This window comes from Brevundimonas sp. CURTG3B2_SDJG (genome assembly GCF_057364705.1).
Map to the genome: position 1 here is coordinate 1 of NZ_JBNFOJ010000404.1, position 2,024 is coordinate 2,024.

1 protein-coding gene and 1 pseudogene are annotated in these 2,024 nt (G+C 68.9%); one reads left to right on the top strand and one right to left on the bottom strand.

Translation table 11 applies throughout. The features are described 5' to 3' along the window. Positions 1-293 (bottom strand): annotated as a pseudogene (locus AC2W7C_RS17155) (hypothetical protein); the annotation flags it as partial. 313 nt (positions 294-606) lie between these two features. On the opposite strand from AC2W7C_RS17155, the gene AC2W7C_RS17160 reads away from it, so the two are divergent. Beyond that, positions 607-1,860: an argininosuccinate synthase gene (locus AC2W7C_RS17160; protein WP_486002456.1), complete on the top strand. Its 1,254-nt coding sequence runs from the start codon at positions 607-609 to the stop codon at positions 1,858-1,860. The last annotated feature ends 164 nt before the right edge of the window (positions 1,861-2,024 follow it).

Consider the following 2,024-nt stretch of genomic DNA (forward strand, 5'->3'; position numbering starts at 1 on the left):
CTCCAGCGACCGGCGGGCGCGGGCCTCGACCCGGTCGACCCCGTCCGAGATCGAGACGGTCCGCACCGACACCTGGAAGGGCGAGGGAGGACGAGCCGCTGGCCCAGCAGCCGCTCCCCGTCGCCCTCGGGATGGGTGGCCACGAAGGTCACCCCGGCGTCGGCGGCGGTCTGCAGCAGGAAGCGGAGGGTTTCGTCCCGGGCGCCGGCGTAGGCCGGCACGGCGCGCTCGGGCTCGTGGACGACGGCCACGGCGAGTTTGTCGACCGGAGACGGGGCGCGGTTCGGGATCACCGGCGGACCTTGGCCGCGAAAGCTTAAGGCGCTCCTTCCAGGACGTTACGCGAATCTTACCCGACAAGCGCCGATCTTCGAGAAAGAGGCTATATTTCCACATCTTGTGAGGTCGAAGACCGGAAAGGCCGGCCGCGGCCGGTGCGGAAATCCACAGATAATTCGCCGCCGCCCCCGGTGCGTTCGCCCGGGCCGGGAAATCCCATCGACGGCCGCCGCCGGCCGCGCCGCAATCCCGCCCTTGCATCGCGGGGCGTCTGGCCCTTTAAGCGCCGCCAGAAACGCCTCCCCGCGTTCGCCGAAGGATCCGTCGATGACCCAAGCCCCCAAGGCCTCCGAAGCCAAGCCCGTCAAGAAGGTCGTGCTCGCCTATTCGGGCGGCCTGGACACCTCGATCATCCTGAAGTGGCTGCAGACCGAATACGGCGCCGAGGTCGTGACCTTCACCGCCGACCTGGGCCAGGGCGAGGAGCTGGGGCCGGCGCGCGAGAAGGCGCTGAAGATGGGCATCAAGCCCGAGAACATCTTCATCGACGACCTGCGCGAGGAGTTCGTGCGCGACTTCGTCTTCCCGATGTTCCGCGCCAACACCGTCTACGAGGGCCAGTATCTGCTCGGCACCTCCATCGCCCGGCCGCTGATCGCCAAGCGCCAGATCGAGATCGCCCGCCAGGTCGGCGCCGACGCCGTCTGTCACGGCGCGACGGGCAAGGGCAACGACCAGGTCCGCTTCGAACTGGGCTACTACGCCCTGGAGCCCGACATCCACGTCATCGCACCTTGGCGCGAGTGGGAGTTCCGCAGCCGCGAGGCCCTGCTGGACTTCGCCGAGAAGCACCAGATCCCGATCGCCAAGGACAAGCGCGGCGAGGCCCCCTTCTCGGTCGACGCCAACCTTCTGCACTCCTCGTCCGAGGGCAAGGTTCTGGAGGATCCGGCGGTCGAGGCCCCCGAGTTCGTCCACCAGCGCACCATCTCGCCGGAGGACGCTCCCGATACGCCGACCGTCTTCACTCTGGGCTTCGAGAAGGGCGACGCGGTCTCCATCGACGGCGTGGCCATGTCGCCGGCGACGATCCTGACCAAGCTGAACGAGTTGGGCCACGACAACGGCGTCGGCCGCCTGGACCTGGTCGAGAACCGCTTCGTCGGCATGAAGTCGCGCGGCGTCTACGAGACCCCGGGCGGGACCATCCTGCTGGCCGCCCACCGCGGCATCGAGTCCATCACCCTGGACCGCGGCGCCATGCACCTGAAGGACGAGCTGGCGGTCAAATACGCCCACCTCATCTACAACGGCTTCTGGTTCTCGCCCGAGCGCGAGATGCTGCAGGCGGCCATCGACCACTCCCAGGCCAAGGTCACGGGGACGGTCCGGGTCAAGCTCTATAAGGGCAACGTCTCGATCATCGGCCGCGAAAGCCCCGAGAGCCTCTACGATCAGGAGCTGGTGACCTTCGAGGAAGGCGCCGTGGCCTACGACCACCGCGACGCCGCCGGCTTCATCAAGCTGAACGCGCTGCGCCTGCGCGTGCTGGGCAAGCGGGACGCCCGCGACCGGGGCTGATCCGGACCTAGGGCCGCGCGATCCTGAGGATGGCCGCGTTGCGGTCGTCCGCCACCCAGATCGAACCGTCGCGCGCGACCGCCATCCCGACCGGCGCGCCCATCGGATGCCGTCCGGCGACTGCGTTTCCAGCCGGGCGTCAGCCACCTTGGCCCGCGGCGCCG

Excerpts from the sequence above, each read along its gene's own strand:
- AC2W7C_RS17160 (WP_486002456.1), top strand. The coding sequence starts at position 607 with ATGACCCAAGCCCCCAAGGCCTCCGAAGCCAAGCCCGTCAAGAAGGTC.